Origin of the sequence: Saccharopolyspora antimicrobica (genome assembly GCF_003635025.1) — a bacterium.
Lineage (GTDB): Bacteria > Actinomycetota > Actinomycetes > Mycobacteriales > Pseudonocardiaceae > Saccharopolyspora > Saccharopolyspora antimicrobica.
Map to the genome: position 1 here is coordinate 1,769,471 of NZ_RBXX01000002.1, position 21,114 is coordinate 1,790,584.

Sequence of the window (21,114 nt, forward strand, 5' to 3'; positions counted from 1 at the left end):
CCTACTTCTGCTTCGGGTCGAGCGCGTCGCGCACGGCGTCCCCGAGCATCACGAACGCCAGCACCGTGACCACCAGGAACGCCGCCGGGAAGATCAGCAGGTGCGGTGCGACCGTGATGTACTGGCGCGAGTCGGCGATCATGACGCCCCAGGACACCACCGGGGACCGCAGCCCCAGGCCGAGGAACGACAGCGTCGCCTCGACCGCGATGAACGACCCGAGCGCGATCGTGGCGTACACCAGGACCGGCGCCAGGCAGTTCGGCAGCATGTGCCGCAGGATGATCCGCACCGGCCCGGCGCCCAGGGCGCGCGCGGCCTTGACGTAGTCCTGGTTGCGCGCCGAGATCGCCGCGGACCGCATGATCCGCATCGAGATCGGCCAGGACAGGATCGAGATCGACAGGATCACCAGCGAAGTGATCTTGAAAGCATCGGGGATCTCGGTCGCCGGGTTCAGCGTGGTCAGGATGACGATCGCGCCGAGCACGAACGGCAGGCCCAGGAAGATCTCGCCGAACCGGGACAGCAGGTTGTCCAGCCAGCCGCCGAAGTAGCCGGCGATCAGGCCGAAGATCGAACCGATCACCACCGTCAGCAGGGTCGCCATGACGCCGACGATGATCGAGGCGCGGGCCCCGTAGATGGCACGGGCGTAAATGTCGCGGCCCTGCGTGTCGTACCCGAACCAGGCCTCCGCCGACGGCTTCTGCCGCGCCCGGGCCAGGTCCATGTGGTTGGGGTCCACGGAGGTGAACAGCTGCGGGAAGACGGACATCACCAGCAGTACGAAGATGATCGCCATCGAGACCAGGAAGATCGGCCGACGGCGCAGGTCGCGCCAGGCGTCGCCCCACAGCCCGCGGGGCTTCTGGCTCTTGGCGGGCTGCACCGCTGCGGTCTCCGGCCCGGTCGGGGCCGGCTCTGAGGTCAGACTGGCAGCGCTTGATTCAGTCATATCGGATCCTCGGGTCGAGCACCGCGTAGAGCATGTCCACGAGCAGGTTCATCAGCAGGTACACCAGGACCAGCAGGGTCACGATGCCGACGACCGTGGTGCCTTCCTTGGTGAGGATGGCCTTGTAGACCAGCCCGCCGATGCCCCGGATGTTGAAGATGCCCTCGGTGACGATGGCGCCGCCCATGAGCGCACCGAGCTCGGTGCCCAGGAAGGTGATCACCGGGATCAGCGAGTTGCGCAGCAGGTGCACGCCGACGACCCGCTTCGGCTCCAGGCCCTTGGCCACCGCGGTGCGCACGTAGTCGGCGCGCTTGTTCTCCATCAGGCTGGTGCGGGTCAACCGCGCCACGTAGGCCATCGACGTGCTGCCCAGCACGAAGCCCGGCACGATCAGCTCGCCCCAGGTGGCCTGGGAGCTCACGCTCGGCGTGATGATGCCCAGCTCGGTGCCCAGCACGACCTGCAGGATGAAGCCGGTGACGAACACCGGCAGCGAGATCAGGAACAGGGTCGAGACCAGCACGAGGTTGTCGGCGAACCCGCGCCCGCGCAGACCGGTCAGGATGCCCGCGCCGACACCGATCAGCGCGGCGAAGGCCAGCGCCACGACGGCCAGCCGCAGGGTGATCGGGTAGGCGTCGGCCACCAGCGTGTTGACCGGGATGCCCGCGAACGTCTCTCCGAAGTCACCCGTGAGGATCTGCCCCAGGTACTTGAAGTACTGAACGATCACCGGGTCGTTCAGGTTGTACTTCTCGGTCATCTCCGCGATGTAGGCGGGCGGGCACGGCCGGTCCCCGCAGCGGCCGGCGAACGGATCACCGGGAAGCGCCCAGATCAGGGCGTAGATGATGAACGTCGTCCCGATGAACACCGGGATCAGCTGCAGCAACCGCCGCAGCACGTAGCGTCCCACGTCAACCTCCTCCAGGACGCAAGTCGGGCCCGGCCCGCACTGGTCGGGCCGGACCCGGACTCACCCGATCAGGACTTCAGCTTGACGGTCTCGAAGTTCAAGTTCCGGTCAAAGGTCACCGTCGCACCTTCGAGCCGCTCGGACCAGCCGACGGAGGCCTTCTGGTTCCAAAGCGGGATGGACGGCATGTCCTTGGCCAGGATCTTCTCGGCCTCGAGGTAGAGCTTGTTGGCCTCTTCCTCGGTGGGCGCCTGGTCAGCGCGGTTCATCGCCTCGTTGAACTCGGGGCTGTCGTAGCGCATGTAGTTCGACGACGCACCGGTGCGGTAGACCTTGCCCAGGAAGGTCTCCGCCGCCGGGTAGTCACCCAGCCAACCGAAGCGGAACGGCCCGTTGTGGGCGTTCTCCTTGTGCATCTTCAGGAACTCGGAGAACGTCGGCACCGGGTTGAAGACGCAGTCCACGCCCAGGTTGTTCTTGAACTGGCCACAGATCGCCTCGATCCACTCCTTGTGACCACCGTCGGAGTTCGAGGTGATGGTGATCGGGCCCTGGAAGTTGGCCTCGGTCAGAAGCTGCTTGGCCTTCTCCGGGTTGAACTCGCAGAACTCACCGCAGCCGCCGGGCTGGTAACCCGGGATGGCGTCGGCGACGACCCAGCCGGTGGCCGGCTCGTAGGTGTTCTGGAAGACCGTCGAGGTGATCTGCTTGCGGTCGATGGCCATCGAGAGGGCCTGCCGCACCTTCGGGTCCTGGTACTTCGGGTCGTACAGCGGAACCTGCAGCGCGTTGTTGCTCAGGATCGGCTTGGACTCGCCGCGCTCCTGCAGGTCGGTCTTCCACTTGTCACCGACCATCGCCGACGGCGGCAGCTGGTCGACGAAGTCGAGGTTGCCCGAGACCAGGTCCTGGTAGGCGGTCTCCAGCTCGTTGTAGATGCGGAACTCGATGCCGTTGATCTGCGGCTTGTTCTTGCCCGCGTACTGGTCGTACTTGACCAGCTTGATGAAGGCGTTCGGCTGACGGGAGTCCCACTTGAACGGACCGTTGCCGACCGGCTTCTCCTCGAACGCCTTCGGGTCGGCGTAGAAGCTCTCGGGGAGCGGGGAGAACGCGGTGTAGCCGAGCATCACCGGGAAGGTGGCGAACGGCGCGTCGAGCGTGACCTCGAAGTTCAGCTCGTCGACGACCTTCAGGCCGGACATCTCCTTGGTGGTGGGAGGCGGCCCTTCGCCGTCTTCCCCACCCGGGTTGACGTCCTTGTAGCCCTGGATGTGCTCGAAGAAGGACGTGGCCGACTGGCCGTTCGGGCCGTAAGCGGCGTAGTTCCAGGCCTTCACGAAGCTGTTCGACGTGACCGGCGTGCCGTCGTGGAAGGTCCAGCCCGGCTTGAGCTTGATCTTGAAGACCTTGTTGTCGGTCGTGTCGATCGACTCGGCGACCGCGTTGTACGGCTCGGTGGTCTTCTCGTCGTAGTCGACCAGGCCGGTGAACATCGCCTTCAGCACGTTGCCACCACCGGTCTCGGTGGTGTTGCTCGGCACCAGCGGGTTCTCAGGCTCGGTGTGGTTCACCGAGACGATGCCGTCGCCGGCTTCCGCACCGCCGCCACCGCCGCAGGCGCTGGCGAACAACCCCACTGCCAGTGGGGCCGCGACCCAGGCGACCAAGCGTCGTTTCCGCATTTAGCGTCCTCCTGTTTCCACGCGCTCCCCGGAGGTTCATTCCCAGGGCATCACGCGCAGCGGATCATTCACCGCCGCGTCAGACGAGCGTAAACATAAGGGAGAACCAGATCACGCCGGTGCGCTGTCACAAATCCGTCACTTTCTGATTCGATTCAGACCAGTTGTCACCCAAAAGATGGAATATGACTTCCACATGGTGAGAACTAGCTGATAGACAGGGCTATACCGTCAAGGATGTCGTGCTCACTGACAGTAACCCCGGTGATCCCGGCGCGCTCCGCCAATTCCTCCGCGAGAACCTTGATCACCAGCGCACCGCCACCGATGACGTCCACCCTTCCCGGATGCATCGAACCGATTGCGGAGCGTTCATCGTGCGACATGCCGAGCAGATCTTCGGTGATTCGTTCGACCCGGCTCTGGGAAATACGGGAAAGATGAATTGCCGCCGGATCGTATTCCGGTAGGTCCTGCGCGATCGCGGACAACGTGGTCGCAGTTCCGGCGACCCCGACCCAGGTCTTCGCGCCCGAGCAGTCCACCGCGGCGAACGCCTCGTCGAGCACCTGCCGGGCCACCTTCTCCGCCTCCCGCACCTCCTCGTCGGTGGGCGGATCGGTGTGCAGGCAGCGCTCGGTCAGCCGCACGCAGCCGACGTCGGCCGAGTGCGCGGCCGCGATGTCGGCGCGCACGCCGTCCCAGGTGCCGACCACGACCTCGGTGGATCCGCCGCCGACGTCGGTGACCACGAACGGGCCGTCCAGCGGGTCGAGGTCGCCGACCGCGCCGGTGAACGACAGCCGGGCCTCCTCATCACCGCTGATCACCTCGGCATCGACGCCGAGCGTTTCGCGCACCATGGTGAAGAAGTCGTCGCGGTTGGCCGCGTCCCGGGTCGCCGAGGTCGCCACCATGCGGATCCGCTCGACGCCCTTGCGGACGGCGATCGCGGCGTAGTCGGCCAGCGCCGCCCGGGTCCGCTCCAGCGCCTCGTCGGCGAGCCGCCCGGTCGCGTCCACGCCCTGGCCGAGGCGGACGATCCGCATCCCGCGGTACACGTCGCGCAGATCGCGCCGACCGTCGTCGTGCACCGTCACATCGGCTACCAGCAGCCGGATCGAGTTCGTCCCGCAGTCGATCGCCGCAACCCGTGACATCCGAGCCCTCCTCCGCTTCGCGCAGCCCTGATGTCCACGCTACTTGCCGGCTCCACCGGTCCCGGCAAGCCCTGCGGAGCTCACTGCGGCGGTGTGGGAATTCCCGTTGTGCAGGTCGCGAAGGCTCCCGGTCCGTGCTGCACGTAGACCTCCTGGCCCGGCACCAGGGTGGCCGGGTCGGTGGTCCCGGGCGCGATCGAGGTGCCCGGCGCGGGCAGCTCGGCGACGAACTCGCCGCGGCCCAGCACGGCCGGATCGCAGGCGCCCAACGACTCGACGGGCGGCGGAGCGGGGTCGCCCGTTTCGGGCAACGGCTCGGTCACGGACGGTGGTGGCGGCGCGACGTCGGACGGCGGCGCGCCGGGGGTCGTCGGGGCGGTTTCCGGCGCCGGAGGCGCGGTGGGCGGAGGTACCGGTTTCGCATCGGACTGCGGAGCGCCGGGCTCGGTCGCGGGCGGCGGGGTTCCCGGCTCCGGCGGAGCACCGGTGCCGGAGGACTGCGGAGCGCCGAGCTCGGTCGCCGGCGGAGCAGTGCTCGCGGGCGGCGGAGCGCCGGGCGTGGTCGCCGGAGGAGGAGTGCTCGCGGGCGGCCGAGTGCCGGGCGTGGTCGGCTGCGGTGCGGAGGTGCCGGTGGGCGGTGGTGCGGACGGCGACGGGGTCAGGTTCGGCGGTGTCGGCTCCGGGATCGTCGGCGGCGCCACGCTGATCTCACCGGCCTGCGCCACCGGCGCACCGGGCTGCGAGGGCACTTCCCCGGACGGCGTCGGCGGCGCGCTGGACGGCGCAGGCGGCTCGGACGACGGCGCCGGTGGCGCGGCGGCGGGTTCGGCGGGCATGGCCAGCACGGCCGGGCCGTCGGGCAGGCGCTCGCCGGCGAGCACGTCGTCGACCTCCGGCGCCAGCTCCGACGGCGTCGGCGTCACGCCGTTCGCGTAAGCCGCCGCCCAGATCAGCACCGTGCGCACGTAGCTCTCGGAGTGGTTGTAGCGGAACACCGCCGACGCCAGCCCGCTCGGCGCGCGCAGATCGCCGCCGCCGCTGCAGAGGTACTGCCCCGCGGCGGCGGTCGCGTCGTGCACGTTGTGCGGGCTGGCGGCACCGTCGGCGTTGCCGTCCACCGCGAACTTCCGCCAGGTCGACGGGATGAACTGCATCGGCCCGACCGCGCGGTCCCACACCGGGTCGCCGTCGAGCGCGCCGCCGTCGGTGTCCTGGATCGCCGCGATCCCGGGGCCGCCGGACAACCGCGGGCCGAGGATGGCGCGCACCGTGGTGCCCAGCAGGTCGACGCTGCCGGAGCGGGCGTGGCCCGATTCGATGCGGCCGATCGACGCCAGCACCGACCAGTGCAGCCCGCAGCCCGGACTGCGCCGGTTCGCCGCCTCCGCGGCCTGGTGGTAGGCGGCCAGCACGGTCGCCGGGATGCCGAGCGGGCCGGTGGGCAGGTCGATCGGGCGTTCGGCGCCACCGGCCAGCTCGCGCGGATCACCCGCCTGCCCGAGCAGGTCGGGGCCGGGTTGCTGCGCCTGCGGCAGGTGGCCGGTCACGCCCAGCTCGCGCGGATCGGACCGCTGGCCCGGCGGTACCTGCGGCGCCGCGAGGAAGGAGCTCGACGCTCCGACCAGCGTCACCGGGAGCAGCAGCGCAGGAGTCAGCGCGGTGACCGCGACCCACCTCCGCGCCCGTTGCCTGGCCCTTCCGCCGAACAGCGGAGCCGTTTTCCACATGTGCTTGCCATGGCGCTTGCTGCGAGCCGTCACTAGTCCATCCCCCGACGTGGACCGCCAACCCCGAAAAACGAATGGCCTCCTGGATACACCACCAGGTGGACGATCGCCGGATGGCGGGCCGAGAGGTCACCCGGACGACTGGCCGAATGCTCGAACAGGACTGCGGCGCGTAGCGCCACCTCGGGGGCGGTGGACGGGCGAGGGGCTGGCGCGGCTCCGACTGCTCCGTCCGGGCGGTGCGATCCACCGATTTCCCGTTCGGCGGGCGCGATCTGCCTACGCTCCGGACATGACGCTCACCGACGAGCCCCGCGTGTTCGGCACTCACCAGGTGGCCAACCAGCCACCGCCGCTGTCCGGATTCGATCCGCTGGCCTGCGATCCGGCGCTCGGCTCGGCGCTCACCCGCTACGCCGTCGGGGACCTCACCGCGCTGGCCAGGGAGGCCGGCTCGGCGGAGGCCCGCGAGCACGGCCGCCTGGCCAACGAGAACCCGCCGCAGCTGCGCACCCACGACCGCTACGGCAACCGGATCGACGAGGTCGAGTTCCACCCGTCCTGGCACTGGCTGATGTCGCGCGCCATCGAGCACGGGCTGCACGCCGCGCCGTGGACGCGCGGGCCCGGCGCGCACCTGCGCCGCGCGGCGGGCTTCTACCTGTGGTCGCAGGTCGAGCCGGGGCACAGCTGTCCGATCTCGATGACCTACTCGGCGGTGCCCGCGCTGCGCTACAACCCCGAGCTGGCCGCCGAGTTCGTGCCGAAGCTCGCCGCGACGGAGTACGACTTCGGTCTGCGGCCGCCCGTGGAGAAGACCGCGCTGCTGGCGGGGATGTCGATGACCGAGAAGCAGGGCGGCTCGGACGTGCGGGCCAACTCCACGACCGCCGAGCCGCTCGCCGACGGCACCTACCGCCTGGTCGGGCACAAGTGGTTCACCTCGGCGCCGATGAACGACCTGTTCCTGACGCTGGCCCAGGCGCCCGGCGGGCTGAGCTGCTTCCTGGTGCCGCGGGTGCTGCCGGACGGCAGCCGCAACGAGATCCGGTTGCAGCGGCTCAAGGACAAGCTGGGCAACAAGTCCAACGCCTCGGCCGAGCTGGAGTACACCGGCGCGATCGGCCACCTGATCGGCGAGGAGGGCCGGGGCGTCCGCTGCATCATCGAGATGGTGTCGATGACCAGGATGGACTGCGTGCTGGGTTCGGCGGCCAACATCCGCGTCGCGCTGTCCGAAGCGGCCCACCACGTGCAGCACCGCAGCGCTTTCGGCGAGCGCCTGGTCGACCTCCCGCTGATGCAGAACGTGCTGGCCGATCTGGCGCTGGAGTCCGAAGCGGCGACGACGCTGGCGATGCGCCTGGCCGCGGCGGTGGAGCAGGGCGAGCACGATCTGCTGCGCCTGGCGCTGCCGGCGGCGAAGTTCTACGTCTGCAAGCGCGCTCCCGCGGTGGTCGCCGAAGCGCTGGAGTGCCTGGGCGGCAACGGTTACGTCGAGGAGTCCGGCATGCCCCGCCTGTACCGGGAGGCGCCGCTGATGTCGATCTGGGAGGGCTCGGGCAACGTCACCGCCCTGGACCTGCTGCGCGCCCTGGCGAAACAACCGTCCACAAGGGACGCGATCGACGCCGAGCTGGAAGCGGCGGCAGGCGCGAACTCGCACTACGACGCGGCCCTGCACCGGCTCCGCGCCGATCTCGACGCCCCGGCCCCGGAACGCGCCCGAGCCCTGGCAGAACTCCTGGCCCTGACCTTCCAGGCCTCACTGCTCCTGCGCTGCGCCCCGACCAACGTCGCGGAGGCCTTCGCGGCAACCCGCCTCGGCCCGGCGGCCCGAACCTTCGGCGCAACCCCGATCCCCGGCGCCCGAGCCCTCGTCAACCGCATCGCCCCAACCCGCTGACGCAAACCCGGTGCTCGACGCTCAGAGCTGGACGCTCGGTACCGGGCGCCCGGTGCCGCACGCTCGGTGCTCGACGCTCAGTGCCGGACGCCCGGTGCCGCACGCTCAGTGCCGGACGCCCGGTGCTGGATGCAATTTCAATGGAAATCAGACGTGCGATTTCAATGGAACTTGCGCCCCGTCGGCGTGTCGGGCACCCGACACGCCGGTGGTGCGTCGCGATCTACGCAATTTCAATGGAAATCAGACGTCTGATTTCCATTGAAATTGCATCAATGTCGAGACCGCAGCCGCGACGGTCGACGTGGTCGGGCCGCGGAACCCCTCGCATGCGCCGCAGGCGCATATGCCGATCCCCGCTGCTCGGAGCGACGCGCGAAACGAGCCGCGAGCCCCGGGTCAGCGGTTCAGGAGGTAGCGGTGCTCCGGCCAGCGCTCGGCGATCAGGTCCAGCGCCTCGTCGCCGAACGGGTTCACCCCGGGGCCCTTGGCCAGGGCGTGGGCGATGTGCACGTGGAGGCACTTGACGCGGTCCGGCATGCCGCCCGCGCTGACCTCGGTGCCGAGGGACTCCAGCGCGTTGCGCTCCGCCAGGTAGGAGTCGTGCGCCCGCTGGTAGCGCTCGGCCAGCTCCGCGTCGTCGGCCAGCCGGTCCTGCATCTCCCGCATCAGGCCTTCCGCCTCGAAGGTCGAGGCGTGCGAGACCAGCTGCGGCGCGGTCAAGTAGTACAGCGTCGGGAAGGGGGTGCCGTCCTCCAGCCGCGGCCAGGTCTGCACCACCGTCGGCTCACCGGCCGCGTCGCGGGCCGCGATCGCGTGCAGGCCGCGCGGCGGGCGGCCGAGCTGCCTGCGGATGCATTCCCGGTCGGCGTCGCTGATCGCCGGCGCACCCGAGTTCAACGTCAAGATTCCTTCCCAGTGACCGAATTCCAGAGCTCTTCGTACCACGGCAGGCCGTCGTCGGCGGACTCCGCGGGAGGCGGCGGCGGGGGCGGTTCGGTGGGCACCTGCACGATGTAGGGCGTCTCGCCGGGCCGGACGTAGCCGAGCCTGGCCCGCGCCTCGGCCTCCAGCTGCGCCGGGTCCGAGAGCTCTTCCTTGCGCTTCTCCAGATCGCTGACCTGCTGCGTCAGTTCGGCGCGCTGCTGCTCCTGCGTGCTCAGCTCGGCGCGCTGGCTCAGGTAGGTGCGCAACGGCACCGAAACGCTCAGCGCCATCACGCAGAACAGCATGGCCAGGCCGGCTGCCCGCCGCGTCGAGGAGAGCTTGAACGCACCACCGGTGCTCGACCTCGGGCGGGGCCGGGACGACGACTGCCGTCCCGGCCGCTTGCCCGAGCTCTTGCCGCCGGTGGCGTTCCGGCGGGCGCGCTCGGCCCGGCGCTGCGCCGGGGTCTCCCCCTGGCTGCGCCGCCGCGGATCCGATGCGCGCCCGACCGGCATGGCTCAGCTCTCCGGGGTGAACCGCGGGAAGGCCAGCTCGCCCGCGTACCGGGCCGCGTCGCCGAGGGCTTCCTCGATGCGCAGCAGCTGGTTGTACTTGGCGACCCGCTCGCTGCGGGCGGGGGCACCGGTCTTGATCTGGCCGCAGCCGGTGGCCACCGCCAGGTCGGCGATCGTGGTGTCCTCGGTCTCGCCGGAGCGGTGGCTCATCATGCTCTTGTAGCCGCACGAGGTCGCCAGGGCGACCGCGTCCAGGGTCTCCGACAGGGTGCCGATCTGGTTGACCTTGACCAGCAGCGCGTTGGCCGCGCCCCGCGCGATGCCGTCGTCCAGGCGCTCCGGGTTGGTGACGAACAGGTCGTCGCCGACCAGCTGCACCTTGTCGCCGACCTGCTCGGTCAGGCTGACCCAGCCGTCCCAGTCGTCCTCGGACAGCGGGTCCTCGATGGAGACCAGCGGGTAGGCGCCGATCAGCTCCTGGTAGTACTCCGCCATCTGGTCCGCGGAGCGCTTGGAGCCCTCGAAGTTGTAGGCGCCCTCCGAGTGGAACTCGGTGGCGGCGACGTCCAGCGCCAGCACGATGTCGCGGCCCAGCTTGTAGCCGGCCTTCTCCACCGCGGTGGCGATCAGGTCCAGCGCCTCGCGGTTGTTCGGCAGGTCGGGGGCGAAGCCGCCCTCGTCGCCCAGCCCGGTGGCCAGGCCCTTGGCCTTGAGCACCGACTTCAGCGCGTGGTAGGTCTCCGCGCCCCAGCGCAGCGCCTCCGAGAAGGTGTCCGCACCGATCGGCGCGATCATGAACTCCTGGATGTCGACGCCGGTGTCGGCGTGCGCACCACCGTTGAGGATGTTCATCATCGGCACCGGCAGCACGTGCGCGTTCGGCCCGCCGACGTAGCGGAACAGCTCCAGCCCGGAGGTCTCGGCGGCGGCCTTGGCCGTCGCCAGCGAGACGCCCAGGATCGCGTTGGCACCCAGCCGGGACTTGTCCGGCGTGCCGTCCAGGTCGACCAGCCGCTGGTCGACGACGCGCTGCTCGGTGGCGTCCAACCCGACCAGTTCCGGCCCGATCTCGTCCAGCACCGCCGCGACCGCGTTCTCCACGCCCTTGCCGCCGTAGCGGCCTGCGTCGCCGTCGCGCAGCTCGACGGCCTCGTGCTCGCCGGTCGAAGCGCCGGACGGGACCGCGGCGCGGCTGAGCGTGCCGTCCTCCAATGCCACCTCGACCTCGACGGTGGGGTTACCGCGGGAGTCCAGGATCTCGCGGGCACCGACCTGCTCGATGATCGCCACGTGTGCTCCTAACCAGCCTTTGAACTATGGACGAAGCGGGCCGCCCCGGCGTTCCCGGGCACGGCGAACCGGCCGAGCGCCCGACGACCGCCTACGAGCCTAACCGGGCCGGTAGCACGGCCGCCGGAGGCTCGCACGCCTCGTGATCGAGCTCCCCGTTCCGACACCCGCCGTTCGGCTGCCGTTCTCCCCGAAGAGCACTGCCGGCGAAGCCGTCCGCGCCTGTGCAAGCGGCGTCAGCCGCTTCGAGCACGCACGCAGGTCGGCCACCGGCGGGTTCTGAGTGCTTTCCTGGCGAGGACGGCCCCTCCGCCGTGTATCGGTCATACATCAGGAGGGGCACCCGCAGTCCAGGGAAGCACTCAGGTTCCGCTAACCGACCACCCCAGCAACGCAACCGCCAACAGGCTTTCGAAGACCATCCGTACGGAGGTCTCGGAACACCGGATCGGGACGTAACGTTGTGCCCGCCATGACGACCGAAGGCACCGTCGAAGCGTTCCGCCGGGCGGAGGAACTGCTGACGCAGCGACGCCCGCTCGAAGCCCTCCGCGTCATCCAACCGGTGCTCGACGTCGACGCCGACAAGCCGAGCGTCCAGCTGCTCCTCGGTCGCGCGTACTTCTTCTCCGCCCAGCTGCTCCGGGCGGAGCGCGCCTTCCTGCGGGTCCTGGAGTTCGACCCGTCCGACCACTACGCGCGCCTGGTCCTGGGCCGGACGCTGCAGCGCCAGGGGCGCCTCAACGAGGCCCGCGCGCAGATCCGGCTGGCCGCGATGATGTGCCCGTCCCCGGCCTACCAGGAAGCCCTCGGCGAGATCAACGCGCACATCGCCACCCGCGACATGTGACCGCTCAGCCGCGGCTCTTGTCGATGACGCAGAACCGGTTGCCCTCGGTGTCGGCGAGAACGACGAAGTCGGGGTCGTCCGGGTAGCTGTCCCACTCGACGCGCTCGGCCCCGAGCTCGACCAGCCGCGCCACCTCGGCGGCCTGCTCCTCGGCATCGGGGGCGTAGAGGTCCAGGTGGACGCGCGGGTGCTCCTGCACCGGTGACTCGCTGAGCCCGAGCGCCAGCCCCGGCCCGATCCCGTCCGCCGGCACCAGGACCGTCCAGTCGTCCTGCACTTCCTCACGGGGCACGTAGTCGAGGGCCCGTCCCCAGAAGGCCGCGGCCCGGCGGACGTCGGAGGCTCCCAGCACGATCGTTCCGAGATTCAGCACGCACCGATCGTAGGTCCGGTCAGCGGCGCCGGTTGCCCGCTTCGGCGTAGGACTCGGCCAGGGCGAACACCTTCTGGGCGTACTCCACCGAGTTGTTGTAGGACATCACCCCGGCCCACCAGCCGCCGCCGGTGGTCATGTCGCGGCCGCCCGCGCAGAGGTAGCGGGCGGCGGATGCCGCGGCGTCGTCGATGTTCTGCGGGTCGCCGATCCCGTCGCCGTTGCCGTCGGTGGCCCACCGGCGCCAGGTCGACGGGATGAACTGCATCGGCCCGACCGCCCGGTCGTGCACCGGGTCGCCGTCGAGCCTGCCGCCGTCGGTGTCCAGGATCTCGCGGATCCCGGGCCCGCCGTTGAGCGGCACGCCGATGATCGGGCTGGACGGACGGCCGTCCTCGCGCAGGAGCCGCCCGGCGAAGCGGCCGTGGTTGGACTCCACGCGCCCGATGCCCGCCAGCGTCGCCCAGGAGATCCGGCAGCCGGGCTGGTGCTGGCGCATCGCCAGGTCGGCGTTGACGTAGGCGACGATCGCGCGCGCCGGGATGTCGACCACCGTCGCGATCTCGTCGGCCCACTCGCGCACCGGGTCCGCGCCCGGTTCGAGCTGCCCCGGGTCCACGCCCGGGATGCCCTCCTGCAGCGGCTCCTCCACCGGCGGCGCGGTCGAACCCGGCTGCACCGGCGCGGGTTCGGGTTCGCGCTCCAGCGGCGGCCCGGCCCAGGGCGCCGACGGGGGCGCGCCGAGGATGTTGATCAGGCCGACCCCAATGACCATCGCGGCGAGCAACCCGAGCGCGGTGGCCAACCGTCCGATGGCGGCGAACACGCCGGAAGTGGTCCTGATCACCCGGTCAGGCTACTCAACGGTAGGCCCGGGGATCCAGCCTCCGAACGAGGCCCGGTTCTCAACCCTGGTCGGCGACCGCAGGCGCGACGCACAGCTGGCACCGATCAGCAGTTTTCGCATGCGCCGCAGGCGCATGGCCCACCCCCGCAACCCGCACCGCCGCGGGTTCTCAGACGTCGCCTGGCGAGGACAGCCCGTTCGCCGTGTATCGGACATACATCAGAACGAGATCCCGCAGTCCAGGCGGTGTCTGAGGTTCCGCCACCCGCACCGGCGCGCAAAACGAGTCTGGAACAGACTCACCGACCGCTGGCGACGACTGGGACCTGGTGGCTTGATCTGCCGTAGTGGTCCGCCCAGTCCAGGACTTCCTGGCCGTAGCTGCGGCTCTGGTTGTAGGTCAGCAGGGCCTTCCAGAACACGTCCACGTCGCGGAGGTCGCCGCCGCCCGCGCTGCACAGGTAGCGGCCCGCGGCCAGCGCCGCGTCGTCGATGTCCTGCGGGTCGGCCACGCCGTCGCCATCCGCGTCGACCTGCCACTTCGCCCAGGTGGTGGGGATGAACTGCAGCGGGCCGACCGCCCGGTCCCACTCCACGTCGCCGTCGAGCTCACCGCCGTCGGTGTCCGGGATCCGCTTCACGCCTTCGCCGCCGTCCAGCGGCAGCCCGATGATCGGCTTGCTCGGGCGCCCGGTCAGGTCCAGCCGGGCTCCGCCGTGCCTGCCGTGGCTCGATTCGACCGAGCCGATCCCGGCCAGCACCGTCCAGCTGAGCCCGCACTCCGGGAGGCTCTCCTCGATGGAGCGCTGCGCGTAGCCGTAGGCCTGCAGCGCGGCGCGCGGGATGTTGAGCTCGTCGGCCAGCGACTCGGACCAGTCGGTGAGCTGGCCCTGCGGGCGTTGCGACGGGGGCAGCGGCGGGCCGCCCGGGGCGAGCAGCTGCACGTCCGGCGGGGCGATGCCGGGATCCGGCGGGGCGGTCGCCGAGGGCGGGGCGAAGGGCGCCTGCTCCACCGCACGCGGGGAGGCCGGCGGCGCGCACGACGCCACCAGGGTGAGCGCAGGGCATAACAGCAACCAGAGCCGACGCGACACCAAAGTTCCTCCCTCGCGCACCCGGACACTTCAGGGCGTCGGAGCCAGCAGACCGCCCACCTGTGGATATATCGCCGCGTTCGTCAGCCGACGCGCCCGCGGCCAGTGTGCGTCACGGCTTGGAGCGCACCGCGACGGGGTCAGACAAATCCGACATCAGCTCGCGCCACTCGTCCGCCGCGAGCTCCGCGGGCTCCCGGCCGGACTCCCGCGCCCGCCGCTCGGCCGTGCGGATCCGCTCGGCGAAGGCCAGCGCCACCGCGCGCAGTTCGTCCTCCGGGTCACCACCGGCGAGCTTGGTGCGCGCGGCGATGGCGAACAGCGCCTCACCTGGTGATTCACCGGACGGCAGAGCCTCCGCCGGGATTCCGGCGCGGTTGGCGCGCTGCACCAGCTTGGCCGCGAGCGCCACCGCCGGCTGCCCCAGCGCCACGCCGTCCACAATGGACTCGCGCTGCTTCTCCTGCTGCTTCAGCTCTTCCCAGCGGGCGTGCTGGGACTCCGCGTCCAGCTCCGCCGAACCGTCGGCGAACACGTGCGGATGCCGCGACACGAGCTTGCTGACCAGCCCCGCAGCGACCGCGTCGATGTCGAACGGATCGGCCGCGTCCTCGGCGGCGACCCGCGCGTGGAACAGCACCTGCAGCAGCACGTCGCCGAGCTCCTCGCGCAGCGCCTCCCGATCGCGGTCAGCGATGGCGTCCAGCAGCTCGTAGGTCTCCTCGACGAGGTACTGGCGCAGCGTGTCGTGGTTCTGCTCGGCGTCCCACGGGCAGCCGCCCGGCGAGCGCAGCCGGTCCATCACCGTCACGGCGTCCAGCAGCTCCAGCCCGGCCGGAGCGGGCGCGCCGATCACCTGGGCACCGGCGGCGCGCAGCGCTTCGGCGTCGGCGCAGCCGAGATCGCCGACGAACAGCACGACCGGCTCACCAGCGGCCCGGGCCAGCAGGTCGGCGGGCGGTTCAGGCGCGCCGAGCGCCTCGCGCGCAGCAGGGGCGAGGCCGGGTTCGGCGAAGACGGCGGCACCGCGCAGCAGCGGCACCGCCGCGGCGGGCACGACTTCACCGAGCCGGTCGTCGACCAGGACGACCGCAGAACCTTCCGCCACCCGCGCTTCGCTCATGCTGCAATTGTCGCAAGTCCCGAAACCGCCCCGTGGCCACATCCACCGAGTCGTTGGTCACCTCAGGACTGCTGGGCGGTCCCCTGCAGGCGGAAGCCGGTGGTCTCGCCCGCGCTCGGCACCGCCGCCAGGCTCACCGGGTCCCACACGCCGTACCGCGGGCTGAGCTGCACCCCGGCCCGGTCGGCCGTGATGCCGAGCAGGTACGTGCCGAACTGCTGCAGCGCCCCGTCCTCCACGCCGTTCACCTGCTGCGGCGCGGCGTCGACCCTGCGGTCCTTGATCCGGACGACGAGCCACTGGCTGCTCTGCGGCGTCTGCTCGAAGGCCAGCACAGTGCCCGGTGCGGCTCCGAAGAGCGGCGTGGTGGCCGCGAGCTGGAGGCTCTCCGCCGGGCGCAGCTGCTGATCGGCCCCGGCCAGCAGCCCGGCCGCCTTGTCCTCGGCGACCAGCTCCGCGGCCTGCTGCGGGCCGAGCGCCATCCGCCGGGCCTTCTCCTCCGCCTCCCGGCGGGTGCTGGCCTGGGTGAGGTCGAAGGTGACCGCCAGCCGGTCGATGTACTTGCGGCCCAGCTCGGCGGTCAGCAGCTGGGTGCGGACCATCTCGCCGGCCTCCTGCGGGCCGTAGATCATGCCCTCGGTGGCCGCCTCCGGCCCGCCCAGCTCACCGAGCCGCGCCGCGATCTGCTGATCCGTGACGGTCAGCCGCTCGTCGCGCGCGGTCTGCTCCAGCAGCTCCTGCCGCACCAGCTGCGAGGCCAGCTGCCGCCCGAGGTCGTCCATCGCGCCCTGCTCGCGCAGCTGCGACTTGACCTCCGGCTGCCGCTCGAGCACCTCGGTGAACCAGGACTGCACGTCGGTGACCGGGATCCGGGTGTCCCCGACGATCGCGGCAGCACCGGCCTGGCTGGGCCCGGAGCCGCAACCGGCGAGCAGCAGTCCGGCCGCGGCGATCGAAGCGAGAAGGCGCCCATGGCGCGTGCGGAAGCTCACAGCCGCACCCTCTCACGAGATCAACCTCCGGTGAAGGCGCTTTTCGGAGTCCCATCGGTTGATCTCGCGGTAGGGCTGCCGCGACCGGTCAGGCGGACATGTTGACGATGACCTTCTCGCCCTCGACCACGACGTCGTAGTCGACGTTCCGGGACAGGCCGATGGTCAGCTCGCCGGTGCCGTGGGAGTTGTCGTTCACCACCGCGCTCTTGGCCAGGGACTGGCCGAAGGTCTGCGGCCCCGCCGTGCGGCGCTCCGGATCCGCCACCTCGATGCGGATGTGCAGGAATCTGGTGCCGCTCATGCCTTCGACCTTCTCGCCGGACCCGCCCCACACCGGGGACTGCCCGTTCAGCTCGTGGTTCATCAGCTTGACGCCGTCGACGCCCGACAGCCCGCTGAAGTCGAAGACCACGCGCTCCTCCTTGCCGTGCACACCCGCGCGGATGGCCGGCTCGTCCGCGGCGGCCCGGAAGCCGCTCGCCTGCTCCGAAGTCGCGGACTGCAGGGACCGCACCTGCTGCGGCGCGTCCGCGGGCGCCGGCTGCGCACCCGCCGAGCAGCCCGTCACCGCCAGCGCGGACAGCGCGATCGATCCGGCGGCCAGGAACAGCTTGCTGCGCAACAACATCGGTAGAACCTCTCCGACACGGGGACCTTTTCCCCTCAGACGCGCCGCACCGCGCGCGGTTCCCGCCGGAGCGAACTGATCTTCAGCACATCTCGCGACCCTCCCGGCGAACCGGAGATCAGCCGGAAGTCCTCTGTGGACACGAACCGATCGGGCCGCGGGTGATGGAGCGGAGGGCGTCGGCGAGGCGTTCTCGGTGCTCCTGCAGGACTTCCGGGTCCACGCCTCCCGCCGTGATGGCCACCAGCTCGTCGGTCGCCGCGCGCAGCGCCGCGCTCACAGCGGCGGCCTGCATCCGGACTTCGAGCGCATCGCCCGGAACGCCCAGGCGCTCGGCGAGGACGTCGACGAAGGTGGGCTCCGCGCGCTCCCTCAGCACCAGGTAAGCCGCGCGCAGCGCGGGCTCGTCGTGCGTCATGCGGATGACCGCGAGGACCGCTTCGACGTCGGACCACTCGGTCGCCGGCGTGTAGGCGGCGCGCAGGTGCTCGGCCAGCTCCAGCTCGGGCGGCCAGCTGCGCAGCACGTCCTGGAAGGCGTCGAGCGTCTTGGTCAGCAGCGGCTCGACGCAGGCCTCCTTGCTGCGGAAGCAACGCCACAGCGTGCGCTCGGAGACTCCGGCCGCCCTCGCGATCTGCTCACCGGACGTCGCCGCCACGCCCTGCTCGCGGAACAGCCGCACCGCGTGGCGGGAGATGTCCAGCCGCTGCTGCTTGCGCTGCTCCTCGCTCGCCGGCGGGCGACCGCGGCGGGTGGTCCGCTGGACCATCTGCACCTCCGGCGGACGAACGGGCGTTGACACACCTTAACCGACCCGAACATTATTGGCACTGTCTGCCAATAAATGCGGGAGGAACCATGAGCACTGCCGCCGAACGCCTGCAGCTGCCCTTCGAACGGCCGAACATCCTCGACATCGCCCCGCTGTACGAGGTGCTGCGGCGCGCCGCACCGGTCACCCCGGTGACGACTCCGGCAGGCGACCCAGCATGGCTGGTCACCCGCTACGACGAGGTCCGGGCGCTGCTCGGCGACAAGCGGCTCGGACGTTCCCACCCCGAGCCCGAGCGCGCTTCGCGGATCACCACCGCCGCGGTGCAGGACGGGCCCACCGGCAGCTACGAGACCGAGGAGGCCGACCACGCGCGGATGCGCCGGCTGCTCACCCCGGCGTTCTCCGCCAAGCGGATGCGGATGCTCTCCGATCACGTGCAGGAACTCGTCGACGGCTACCTGGACCGGCTGATCGCCGAGCACGACGCCGCGCCGGACGGGGTCGTCGACCTGCACGCGGGGCTGGCGTTCCCGCTGCCGGTGGCGGTCATCTGCCGGCTGCTGGGCGTGCCCGAGAGCGACCGCGAGCTCTTCCACTCGCTGTCCGAGCGGATGGCCAGCCCGTCCGCGGACGGCGAGGCGCACCGGGCGCGCGAGGAGTTCAGCCGTTACATGGCCGGGCTGGCCGAGGCAAAGCGCGGCGCGCTGGGCGAGGACGTCATCTCCGACCTCGTGCGCGCCCAGAGCACCGACGAGACCTTCGACTACGCCGAGATGGTCCGGCTCTGCGTCGGGCTGCTCTTCGCCGGGCACGAGACCACGGTCAACCGCATCGGCCTGGGCGTGCTGTTCCTGATGACGCGCCCGGAGCAGTGGGCGGCGCTGACCGCCGACACCGGGCGGGTCGACGCCACCGTCGAGGAGATCATGCGGCTCGGAGCTCCCGGCGACCTCGGCCTGCTGCGCTACGCCCACACCGATCTCGACGTCGGCGGCGTCGAGATCCGCGCCGGTGACGCGGTGATCCTGTCGGTCAACGCCGCCAACCGCGACGAGTCCGCCTACGCCGACGCCGAAACCTTCGACCCCGATCGCGCCGAACGCACCCACCTCGGCTTCGGGCACGGGGCACACTTCTGCATCGGAGCCAGTCTCGCCCGCACCGAGCTGCGGATCGTCTTCGCCACCCTCGCCCGGCGCCTGCCCGGCATGCGGCTGGCCGAGGACGCGGACGAGCTGCCGGTGCGCCCCACCATCACCGGGGGCGTCTCGGAGCTCCCGGTGACCTGGTGACCGCGAACGAGGAGGACGACATGAAGGTGACCGTGGACCAGGACAAGTGCGTCGGGTCCGGCCAGTGCGTGCTGACCGCCGAGGCCGTGTTCGACCAGCGCGACGAGGACGGCGTCGTCGTGCTGCTCGACGCGAACCCTCCGGAGCAGCTGGCCGAGGACGTCCGCCAGGCGGTCGCGATGTGCCCGGCCGCGGCCATCACCGCCGAGGACTGACCGGGGAGTGACCGGTGAAGGGCACCTCCGGGCTCGGAGGCGCCCTTCACCGCGACTCGTCGTCGGGGTCGTCCTCGACGGGGCCGACCTCCAGCTGGAAGTCGCCGTGGCGCTCGGTGCCCGCGATGACCGCCTGCTCCAGGACCTGGGCGCCCTTCTCCTCGCGCTGCATCATCGGGTCCTCGCGCAGGTCCTTCAGGAGCGCCACGCAGAGCAGCACCATCACCACCGCGAACGGGGCCGATGCCAGGAACGTCAGGTTCTGGATGCCGCTGAGCGCGTCCTCGCCGCCGACGATGAGCATGATCGCGGCCACCGCACCCGTCGCGGCGCCCCAGAACACCACCATCCACCGCTTCGGGTCGATCGAACCCCGCTGGGACAGCGTGCCCATCACCACCGAAGCCGCGTCCGCGCCGGAGACGAAGAAGATCGCCACCAGCACCATCACCAGGATCGTGGTGAGCGTCGACAGCGGCAGCGTCTCCAGCACCCGGAAGGTCTGCGCCTCCTCGCCGCCGCTGCGGTAGACGTCGATCCCGCGCTGCTGCACGTTGATCGAGGTGCCGCCGAAGATCGCGAACCACACCAGGCTGACCACGCTGGGCACCAGGATCACGCCGCCGACGAACTGGCGGATGGTGCGGCCGCGGCTGATGCGGGCGATGAACATGCCGACGAACGGCGTCCAAGAGATCCACCACGCCCAGTAGAAGATCGTCCAGCTGGACAGCCAGTCGTTCATCGCCGCGCCGCCGGTGGCGCCGGAGCGCGAGGCCATCTCGCCGAAGTCGCGCAGGTAGACGCCGATGGTGGTGGGCAGCAGATCGAGGATGAACACCGTCGGGCCTGCCACGAACACGAAGACCGCCAGCACCGCGGCCAGCACCATGTTGATGTTGGACAGCCACTGGATGCCCTTCGACACGCCGGACACCGCCGAGGCGATGAAGCACACCGTCAGCACCACGATGATCAGCACCAGCACGGTGTTGCCGACCGCGCCGATCCAGCCGGCCGCCTGCATGCCGCTGCGGATCTGCAGCGTGCCCAGCCCGAGCGAGGCCGCCGAGCCGAACAGCGTCGCGAACAGCGCGAGGATGTCGATCAGCTTGCCGATCGGGCCCTCCGCGCCGCGCTTGCCGATCAACGGCGTGAACACCGCGCTGATCAGCTGCTTGCGGCCGCGGCGGAAGCTGCAGTAGGCGATGGACAGCCCGACCACCGCGTAGATCGCCCACGGGTGCAGCGTCCAGTGGAACAGCGAGGTGGCCATCGCGGTCTCCACCGCCGCGTCGCTGAGCGGCGCCACGGTGCCGGGCGGCGGCTCCACGAAGTGCGCCAGCGGTTCGGCCACGCCGAAGAACATCAGCCCGATGCCCATGCCCGCGCTGAACATCATCGCGATCCACGACACGGTGCGGAACTCGGGCTCCTCGTCGTCCTTGCCGAGCGGGATGGCGCCGTAGCGGCTGAACGCCAGCCACAGCGCGAACACCACGAAGCCGGTGGAGGCGAGCACGAAGCCCCAGCCGATGTTGGTCACCAGCCAGGACAGCAGCGAGCTGGACACCACGGCCAGCGACTCCGTGGAGATCACGCCCCAGCCGACGAAGACCACCGTGATGACCGCGGTGACGCCGAAGACCAGCAGATCGGTGCGGTGCGCGGCGGCGAAGGCTTCCGGCGACCGCGGGATGTCCGGACGGGCCTTGTCCGGTTCAGAGGCCTTCCTGGTCATGATCAGCGCCTCCTCGTGACCGATGCGGAGCCGGATCAACGGTCACGCCACCTGCCGATCTCGGCAACTCAGGACGAGATCCGCAACGCCGAGC

General features: G+C 70.7%; 20 protein-coding genes. 4 read left to right on the plus strand and 16 right to left on the minus strand.

The genetic code is table 11. The features are described 5' to 3' along the window. Position 1 precedes the first annotated feature (1 nt). The 5 genes from ATL45_RS08795 to ATL45_RS39965 all read right to left on the minus strand — a co-directional run bounded on the left by ATL45_RS08795 (position 2) and on the right by ATL45_RS39965 (position 6,449). A complete protein-coding gene (locus ATL45_RS08795; RefSeq protein WP_093152632.1) occupies positions 2-958 on the minus strand; it encodes an ABC transporter permease in 957 nt (318 codons plus the stop codon). Next, positions 951-1,877: an ABC transporter permease gene (locus tag ATL45_RS08800; protein WP_093152630.1), complete on the minus strand. Its 927-nt coding sequence runs from the start codon at positions 1,875-1,877 to the stop codon at positions 951-953. The genes ATL45_RS08795 and ATL45_RS08800 overlap by 8 nt, the downstream gene beginning before the upstream one ends. A 68-nt stretch (positions 1,878-1,945) precedes the next feature. Further along, positions 1,946-3,562, minus strand: a complete 1,617-nt coding sequence (locus ATL45_RS08805) for a peptide ABC transporter substrate-binding protein (RefSeq protein WP_121505315.1) — start codon at positions 3,560-3,562, stop codon at positions 1,946-1,948. A 206-nt stretch (positions 3,563-3,768) separates the two neighbouring features. Further along, entirely contained in the window at positions 3,769-4,722 is a 954-nt protein-coding gene (locus ATL45_RS08810) for a Ppx/GppA phosphatase family protein (protein ID WP_093155733.1), read from the minus strand. An 80-nt stretch (positions 4,723-4,802) separates the two neighbouring features. Then, positions 4,803-6,449, minus strand: a complete 1,647-nt coding sequence (locus ATL45_RS39965; protein ID WP_093155994.1) for a lytic transglycosylase domain-containing protein — start codon at positions 6,447-6,449, stop codon at positions 4,803-4,805. Between the two features lie 292 nt (positions 6,450-6,741). On the opposite strand from ATL45_RS39965, the gene ATL45_RS08820 reads away from it, so the two are divergent. Beyond that, on the plus strand, positions 6,742-8,355 hold the full coding sequence (locus tag ATL45_RS08820; RefSeq protein ID WP_439332442.1) for an acyl-CoA dehydrogenase family protein: 1,614 nt from the start codon (positions 6,742-6,744) through the stop codon (positions 8,353-8,355). A 399-nt stretch (positions 8,356-8,754) separates the two neighbouring features. Here ATL45_RS08820 and ATL45_RS08825 read toward each other — a convergent pair whose 3' ends face one another. From ATL45_RS08825 to eno, 3 genes are read right to left on the minus strand one after another with little or no spacing between them, the layout of a single operon-like run. Then, positions 8,755-9,255, minus strand: coding sequence for a DUF501 domain-containing protein (locus tag ATL45_RS08825; protein WP_246025807.1), 501 nt, complete (start codon positions 9,253-9,255; stop codon positions 8,755-8,757). Between the two features lie 2 nt (positions 9,256-9,257). After that, the gene (locus tag ATL45_RS08830) at positions 9,258-9,797 is read right to left on the minus strand and encodes an FtsB family cell division protein (RefSeq protein WP_093155735.1); all 540 of its coding nucleotides are present in this window, start codon (positions 9,795-9,797) and stop codon (positions 9,258-9,260) included. Between the two features lie 3 nt (positions 9,798-9,800). Then, entirely contained in the window at positions 9,801-11,087 is a 1,287-nt protein-coding gene (gene eno, locus ATL45_RS08835) for a phosphopyruvate hydratase (RefSeq protein WP_093155736.1), read from the minus strand. A gap of 472 nt (positions 11,088-11,559) precedes the next feature. On the opposite strand from eno, the gene ATL45_RS08840 reads away from it, so the two are divergent. Beyond that, complete coding sequence (locus ATL45_RS08840; protein ID WP_093155738.1) at positions 11,560-11,937, plus strand: tetratricopeptide repeat protein; 378 nt, start codon at positions 11,560-11,562, stop codon at positions 11,935-11,937. A 4-nt stretch (positions 11,938-11,941) separates the two neighbouring features. Here ATL45_RS08840 and ATL45_RS08845 read toward each other — a convergent pair whose 3' ends face one another. The 7 genes from ATL45_RS08845 to ATL45_RS08875 form a co-directional block, all read right to left on the minus strand. After that, positions 11,942-12,310, minus strand: a complete 369-nt coding sequence (locus ATL45_RS08845) for a VOC family protein (protein ID WP_093155739.1) — start codon at positions 12,308-12,310, stop codon at positions 11,942-11,944. 19 nt (positions 12,311-12,329) lie between these two features. Continuing rightward, on the minus strand, positions 12,330-13,157 hold the full coding sequence (locus ATL45_RS08850; RefSeq protein WP_246025236.1) for a lytic transglycosylase domain-containing protein: 828 nt from the start codon (positions 13,155-13,157) through the stop codon (positions 12,330-12,332). A 299-nt stretch (positions 13,158-13,456) separates the two neighbouring features. Further along, positions 13,457-14,251: a lytic transglycosylase domain-containing protein gene (locus tag ATL45_RS08855; protein ID WP_093155741.1), complete on the minus strand. Its 795-nt coding sequence runs from the start codon at positions 14,249-14,251 to the stop codon at positions 13,457-13,459. Positions 14,252-14,363: 112 nt separating this feature from the next. Then, a complete protein-coding gene (locus ATL45_RS08860; RefSeq protein ID WP_093155743.1) occupies positions 14,364-15,374 on the minus strand; it encodes a nucleoside triphosphate pyrophosphohydrolase in 1,011 nt (336 codons plus the stop codon). A gap of 62 nt (positions 15,375-15,436) precedes the next feature. Further along, positions 15,437-16,366 (minus strand): SurA N-terminal domain-containing protein, encoded by a 930-nt coding sequence (locus ATL45_RS08865; RefSeq protein ID WP_093155745.1) that lies wholly within the window; start codon positions 16,364-16,366, stop codon positions 15,437-15,439. A gap of 88 nt (positions 16,367-16,454) precedes the next feature. Then, complete coding sequence (locus ATL45_RS08870; RefSeq protein WP_093155747.1) at positions 16,455-16,997, minus strand: hypothetical protein; 543 nt, start codon at positions 16,995-16,997, stop codon at positions 16,455-16,457. A gap of 118 nt (positions 16,998-17,115) precedes the next feature. Beyond that, complete coding sequence (locus tag ATL45_RS08875) at positions 17,116-17,766, minus strand: TetR/AcrR family transcriptional regulator (protein ID WP_093155748.1); 651 nt, start codon at positions 17,764-17,766, stop codon at positions 17,116-17,118. Positions 17,767-17,855: 89 nt separating this feature from the next. Here ATL45_RS08875 and ATL45_RS08880 point away from each other — a divergent pair, with 89 nt between their 5' ends. Beyond that, entirely contained in the window at positions 17,856-19,064 is a 1,209-nt protein-coding gene (locus tag ATL45_RS08880) for a cytochrome P450 (RefSeq protein WP_093155750.1), read from the plus strand. Positions 19,065-19,084: 20 nt separating this feature from the next. Next, on the plus strand, positions 19,085-19,279 hold the full coding sequence (locus ATL45_RS08885) for a ferredoxin (RefSeq protein ID WP_093156000.1): 195 nt from the start codon (positions 19,085-19,087) through the stop codon (positions 19,277-19,279). Positions 19,280-19,325: 46 nt separating this feature from the next. Here the strand turns inward: ATL45_RS08885 and ATL45_RS08890 are convergent, their stop codons facing one another. Next, positions 19,326-21,020: a BCCT family transporter gene (locus tag ATL45_RS08890; RefSeq protein ID WP_093156002.1), complete on the minus strand. Its 1,695-nt coding sequence runs from the start codon at positions 21,018-21,020 to the stop codon at positions 19,326-19,328. Positions 21,021-21,114 lie beyond the last annotated feature (94 nt).